Origin of the sequence: Ureibacillus thermophilus, assembly GCF_004331915.1 — a bacterium.
GTDB lineage: Bacteria > Bacillota > Bacilli > Bacillales_A > Planococcaceae > Ureibacillus > Ureibacillus thermophilus.
In genome coordinates this window covers 577,291-583,570 of record NZ_CP036528.1, presented here as the reverse complement: position 1 = coordinate 583,570, position 6,280 = coordinate 577,291, and the positions used below count along the sequence as shown (strand labels likewise).

Below are 6,280 nucleotides of genomic sequence, written 5' to 3'. Positions count from 1 at the left end.
CCAATTCGTGCGGATGCCCCCATAATTCGTGCGGATACAATTCCAATTCGTGCGTATATCCCCACAATTGGTGCGGATACAATCCCAATTCGTGCGGATGCCCCCAAATTCATGCGTTTCCCCCAAAATATTTAAACCTGTAAAAGTAAAAAACCCTGGAACTTGCAACAAAGTCCCAAGGTTTTTGGAAAAAGCACTGAAATTAACGAGAGGAAAACTCTATAGCTCTACGATTCCAGTAATATCAATGGTTAGAAAGCTATTTTTGAATTTGTTCCCCCAAAATTTACCCCAAAACTGTGTATGGCAAAATAAAAGTGCAGAGCTTTGCAAAGGAAAAATGCAGAGTCCTGCACTAAATTTCTGTGCATAAACAAAAAAAGACTTGCCAGTCACCCCCAGCCTAAATAAGACAAGAATCTTAGAAAATGATGAGCAAAAAAAAGACAAACCCCAACTCAAATGAAGCATTTGAGTTGGGGTTTGTCGACAGTCTGACATCATTTTCTCCAAAGAGAAAATGATGTTTTTTTGATATGTTGTTAAAATTGATTTCCGTTCCGGGGACGCTTTCCGCAGGCCCAGCTCGAGCCTCCTCGGAGTTCATTCCTTCGCTCCTCGTGGTCTCGAGAGGGCTCGTCGCAGGAAAACTTTGCTTTGCAACTAAGCGTGCGCGACAGGAGCACTCGCCCCGTCATTCCAATCAATTTTTAGTTATCAAAACTCTTTCAGCTACCCCTATAATTTTTTTATATCCCAGCCTCTTCCATGCATCAACTTACTTGATTTAATTCCGCAAGTTCTTCAGAAGTGTACGCTCTCGACCTTGTTAAGAAACGTTTCCCTTCCACACTTTCTAAACTAAACATTCCCCCTCGACCATCAACGACATCAATGATGAGCTGCGTATGCTTCCAATATTCGAATTGTGTTTTATGCATATAAAATTTGGCTCCACCAATTTCTCCCAACAGTATATCGTTATCGCCAATGATTAAATCGCCTTCCGGATAACACATGGGTGATGAACCGTCGCAACAACCACCTGACTGATGGAATATGATTGGTCCATGTTTTTTCTTTAACTGTTCAATGAGGGCTAAGGCTGCTTCCGTCGCAATAACACGCTCTACCAACGCCATTCCTCCTTCATAATCAAGCATTAGAAGAAGCCAAGTTTATTTGGATCATAGCTTACTAGCAAGTTTTTCGTTTGTTGATAATGTTCTAACATCATTTTATGATTTTCACGGCCGATGCCGCTCATTTTATAGCCGCCGAATGCAGCATGAGCAGGATATTGATGGTAACAGTTTGTCCATACTCTTCCGGCTTGAATGCCGCGCCCTACCCGATAAGCAGTGTTCATATCGCGAGTCCATAAACCTGAGCCTAAGCCGTACATTGTATCATTGGCAATTTCCAATGCTTCTTCCGTTGTTTTAAAAGTTGTGACTGCCACAACCGGACCGAAAATTTCTTCTTGGAAAATGCGCATTTTATTATGCCCTTTAAATACAGTTGGTTGAATGTAATAGCCTTCTGCAAGCTCCCCATCTAAAATGTTGCGTTCTCCTCCAATTAGCAGTTCGGCCCCTTCTTGTTTGCCGATATCAATATAAGATAAAATTTTCTCCATTTGTTCTGTAGATGCTTGAGCCCCAATCATTGTAGTCGGATCTAACGGGTTTCCTTGCTTAATGGCTTTTACTCGTTCAAGGGCGCGTTCCATAAATCGATCGTAAATGGATTCATGAATTAATGCTCTTGAAGGGCATGTACATATTTCCCCTTGGTTAAGGGCAAATAATACAAATCCTTCTATGGCTTTATCTAAAAATTCGTCGTCTGCATTAAATATATCTTCAAAGAAGATGTTTGGCGATTTGCCGCCTAGCTCCAATGTCACAGGAATAATATTTTGAGAAGCATATTGCATGATCAGTCTTCCTGTTGTTGTTTCTCCAGTAAAGGCCACCTTACCGATGCGCGGACTGGATGCTAATGGTTTTCCGGCTTCTAGACCGAAACCGTTTACAATGTTAACTACACCCGGCGGCAATAAATCTCCAATAAGTTCCATTAATACTAAAATAGAAGTTGGTGTTTGCTCAGCAGGTTTTAACACAACGCAGTTTCCTGCTGCAAGAGCTGGTGCCAGTTTCCACACTGCCATTAGAATTGGGAAGTTCCAAGGAATAATTTGCCCCACTACGCCAATTGGTTCATGGAAATGATATGCTACTGTATGTTCATCAATTTGGCTGATGCTGCCTTCTTGTGCGCGAATAACCCCCGCAAAGTAACGGAAATGGTCAATCGCTAATGGAATGTCCGCATTTAATGTTTCCCGAACCGGTTTACCATTTTCCCAGCTTTCCGCAACGGCCAACTTTTCCAAATTTTCTTCCATGCGGTCAGCAATTTTATTTAAAATTCTGGCTCTTTCTGCAACAGAAGTTCTTCCCCAAGCATCCTTCGCTTGATGAGCGGCATCAAGGGCAAGCTCAATATCTTCTGCTGTTGAACGAGCGACTTTTGTATATGGTTTTCCAGTTACAGGCGTTATGTTGTCAAAATATTCCCCGTTTACAGGAGGCACCCATTTTCCGCCAATATAGTTGTCGTATTTCTCCTTAAAATTAACAATAGCCCCTTCAGTATTTGGAAATGCATAAGCAGCTGTTAAAACTGACATTTCTACTACTCCCCCTTATAAGTTTTTATACCTTTTTCCGTAGACACAAGTATCCGTCTACTAAAAGGTATTTAATATATATTTATTCAGAAGATTACAAATTTATATCTAATCCTGTAAATTTTTCTAAGACACCTCCTATAAGCGGATTCATGTTCTCTTATCTTTACCCCTAAGTCAATAGCCGTAAACTACTTTTTAATTTATATTTTTATTTTTTATCTGCTTTATTTATTTTTTTCTATTTTAAGCAGTCTTTTTGTTGAAACTCTAACATCTCTCAAAATAGAAATATATAGTCATTTCGCTCAAAAAGGTTGTACAATAGATTTAGTAGATTCCAAAAAAGGTGGGATCCAATATGTTATCCATTCAGAGCACAGAACGTTTAACTGGCGGTCGGATCAGCGGAGATTATTGGGATTTGGATGAACTCATCAACTCCATTTATGAAGTTATTGGCGACGAGAATAAATATTATGATTTCCAAGGGGCAAGACAGCGTATTTTAGGGGTTTGTCTTCAATTAAGAAAGGCAACCAGAGGGGAATGTAATGTGGAGTTTGTCGCAAACGGAATGCATAAAGGAATTGAGCGGCAAAAAGATATTCTAGCACCTGAAAAAAATGTCTATTTTTCCGTTGAAATTTTATGGCCGGAATTAATTTTTACAACCCTTGCTTTAAATGACTTTATCGATTTATATAATGAACATATCGACAACAATCCTTGGAACCCATATATCACAACGATTCGAAAGTTCCAGTCCGTCGTGACAGAATGTTTAAGAGAACAGTTGCCAGAAGAACATTTCAATGTCTTTATTCACCTCATGTTTACTAAATCACCAAAATACTTCCGATATGCGACGCAATATGTGGATGTTTTAAACTTGGAATATTTGAAGCTTTCCTTTGAAGAAAGAAAAGAAAATTTAGGAGCCTTTGCCATCCGTTTGATGGTAGAAGATGATGAGTACATTGCTTTAAAAGATGAAATTTTAGCTACTGCTAATCTGACAAAACATGAAATTCATGAATTGCCAATTCGAATGAAATATCCTGAACACATTGAATGGTAATTATATCATTCTATAAAACCAAAAAAGGCTTACCGAAAAGATCCATTCGCTTTCCGGGTAAGCCTTTTTCTTTATATGCCTCCTAAATAAGCAGCTTTTACTTCTTCACTTTCTTGAAGCTCTTTCGCTTTTCCAGATAACACGATTTTTCCTGTTTCAATTACATATGCCCGGTCTGCAATCGATAACGCCATATGGGCATTTTGCTCAACAAGTAAAATCGTTGTTCCTTCTTTATTAATCGATTGAATGATTTCAAAGATTTGCTGAACGATTAATGGCGCAAGACCCATCGAAGGTTCATCCAACAGCAATAGCTTCGGTTTGGACATTATGGCTCTTCCTATCGCCAACATCTGTTGTTCCCCGCCGGATAAAGTACCAGCCAATTGTTTTCTTCGTTCTTTTAAAATCGGGAACAATTCAAATACATGATTTAAATCTTTTTTCATGCCATCCCGATCTTTCCGAAGATACGCACCTAAATCCAAATTTTCTTCAACGGTCATATTGGCGAATACTCTGCGTCCTTCAGGTACATGAATGACACCGTTTTTTACAATGGTTTGAGCCGGCTTTCCTCCAATTTGCTGCTTGTTATATAAAATGGTTCCGTGCTTTGGTTTTAATAAACCGGACAAAGTTTTCAATAATGTAGTCTTTCCTGCACCGTTTGCACCGATTAACGTAACAATCTCACCTTCATTTACCTCCAAGGAGACATTTTTCAATGCATGAATATTCCCATAATATACGTCAATATTATTTACTTTGAGCATTATTTCACAACCTCCTCGCCAAGGTAAGCTTCTATTACTTTTGGATTGTTACGTATTTCTTCCGGTGTTCCTTCAGCAATCAATTGACCATGGTCCAACACATAAATTCGTTCGCAAATCCCCATGACTAAACTCATGTCGTGTTCAATTAAAAGAATAGTTAAGTCAAATTCTTTTCGAATTAAGGCAATTAATTCCATCAAATCTTGCGTTTCTTGCGGGTTCATACCTGCTGCCGGTTCGTCCAAGAGCAAAAGTTTTGGACCAGCAGCGAGCGCGCGGGCAATTTCAAGACGCCGTTGCATTCCGTAAGGCAAGTTTTTGGCTAATTCATCTTTGTAGACATCAAGTCCAAAAATCTTTAAAAACTCAATCGATTCCTGCTCCATTTTTGATTCACCTTTAAAATGGCTTGGCATTCGGAAAATGGAAGAAAGGATTGAATGGTTTGCAAGGTGGTGGTTTGCAATTTTAACGTTGTCTAATACCGTTAATTCTTTAAAGAGGCGAATATTTTGGAATGTACGGCTGATTCCGCTTTGAGTAACTTGATATGGTTTAAAACCTTTAATGCTTTTGCCGTCAAAAGTAATTTCGCCTTCTGTAGGAGTATATACGCCGGTTAACATATTAAAAGTTGTTGTTTTTCCGGCCCCATTCGGTCCAATAAGGCCAACGAGCTCCCCTTTATTGATATACATATTTACTTTTTGTACCGCTTTTAATCCGCCAAATTGAATCCCAACGTTCTCAAGCTTTACAAGAGGATTAGTCATGCTTCAGAACCTCCTCTCTTTTTCACTTTAAAGACATCCTTCAATTCTTTCGTTCCCATGAGTCCTGATGGTCGATACAACATTACAAGAATCAACACGATGGAGTAGATGATCATACGTGTTTCCGGGAACGCCTGCAAGTATTGGGAAACTGCTGTTAAGAAAATAGCAGCAATAATAGAACCGGAAAGGCTTCCTAAACCACCTAATACAACGTAAATTAAAATTTCAAAGGATTTTAGGAAGTTGAAAGCTGTTGGCTGAATAATGTAGAAGTTATGGGCGTAAAGCGCACCAGCTACTCCTGCAAATAATGAACCAATAACGAAAGCTACAACTTTGTAATAAGTTATATTAATTCCCATCGCATCGGCAGCAATTTCATCTTCGCGTACTGCTAAACAACTGCGTCCATGACGGGAGTTTGTAAAGTTGGAGATAACCATGATGGTAATTACAACAGCAACAAAGGCATATGTCCAAGTTGTTGCATGATTGACAACCATCCCGGCAGCTCCTCCGACATATTCCACATTTAAGAAAACAATTCGAATAATCTCAGCAAAACCTAATGTACAGATGGCCAAGTAGTCGCCTCTTAATCGCAAGGAAGGCACACCAACAAGCAAGCCGGCAATGGCCGCTACAATCCCAGCCAAAATAATCCCTACAATAAATGGCAATCCAAGTTTCATCGTACAAATGGCGCTAATATAAGCCCCGACTGCCATAAAACCGGCATGACCAATGGAGAATTGCCCTGTGATTCCAATAACAATATGCAGACTGACTGCAAGTATAACGTTAATGCATATCGTAATGAGCATATTTTGGTAATAGATATCCAACATTCCATTCATAAACATGACTTGTACAACTGCATAGACCACTATTGCAATTGCTAAATAAATCCAAAAGGCTTTTGATCTTTTCATTTCCCCAGTCA

6 protein-coding genes are annotated in these 6,280 nt (G+C 39.3%); 1 reads left to right on the top strand and 5 read right to left on the bottom strand.

Translation table 11 applies throughout. From position 1 onward, the window contains the following. Positions 1 to 773 precede the first annotated feature (773 nt). Complete coding sequence (locus DKZ56_RS02775) at positions 774 to 1,136, bottom strand: DUF779 domain-containing protein (protein ID WP_208651219.1); 363 nt, start codon at positions 1,134 to 1,136, stop codon at positions 774 to 776. Between the two features lie 26 nt (positions 1,137 to 1,162). Next, entirely contained in the window at positions 1,163 to 2,698 is a 1,536-nt protein-coding gene (gene adh, locus DKZ56_RS02770) for an aldehyde dehydrogenase (protein ID WP_208651218.1), read from the bottom strand. A gap of 361 nt (positions 2,699 to 3,059) precedes the next feature. Here adh and DKZ56_RS02765 point away from each other — a divergent pair, with 361 nt between their 5' ends. Next, positions 3,060 to 3,779 carry a DUF6904 family protein gene (locus tag DKZ56_RS02765; protein WP_208651217.1) on the top strand — a complete coding sequence of 240 codons (720 nt, stop codon included), beginning with the start codon at positions 3,060 to 3,062 and terminating at the stop codon, positions 3,777 to 3,779. A 71-nt stretch (positions 3,780 to 3,850) separates the two neighbouring features. Here the strand turns inward: DKZ56_RS02765 and DKZ56_RS02760 are convergent, their stop codons facing one another. From DKZ56_RS02760 to DKZ56_RS02750, 3 genes are read right to left on the bottom strand one after another with little or no spacing between them, the layout of a single operon-like run. Beyond that, a complete protein-coding gene (locus tag DKZ56_RS02760; RefSeq protein WP_208651216.1) occupies positions 3,851 to 4,558 on the bottom strand; it encodes an ABC transporter ATP-binding protein in 708 nt (235 codons plus the stop codon). Continuing rightward, positions 4,558 to 5,334, bottom strand: a complete 777-nt coding sequence (locus DKZ56_RS02755) for an ABC transporter ATP-binding protein (protein WP_208651215.1) — start codon at positions 5,332 to 5,334, stop codon at positions 4,558 to 4,560. Before DKZ56_RS02755 ends, DKZ56_RS02760 begins: the two co-directional genes overlap by 1 nt. Further along, the gene (locus tag DKZ56_RS02750) at positions 5,331 to 6,269 is read right to left on the bottom strand and encodes a branched-chain amino acid ABC transporter permease (RefSeq protein ID WP_208651214.1); all 939 of its coding nucleotides are present in this window, start codon (positions 6,267 to 6,269) and stop codon (positions 5,331 to 5,333) included. Before DKZ56_RS02750 ends, DKZ56_RS02755 begins: the two co-directional genes overlap by 4 nt. Positions 6,270 to 6,280 lie beyond the last annotated feature (11 nt).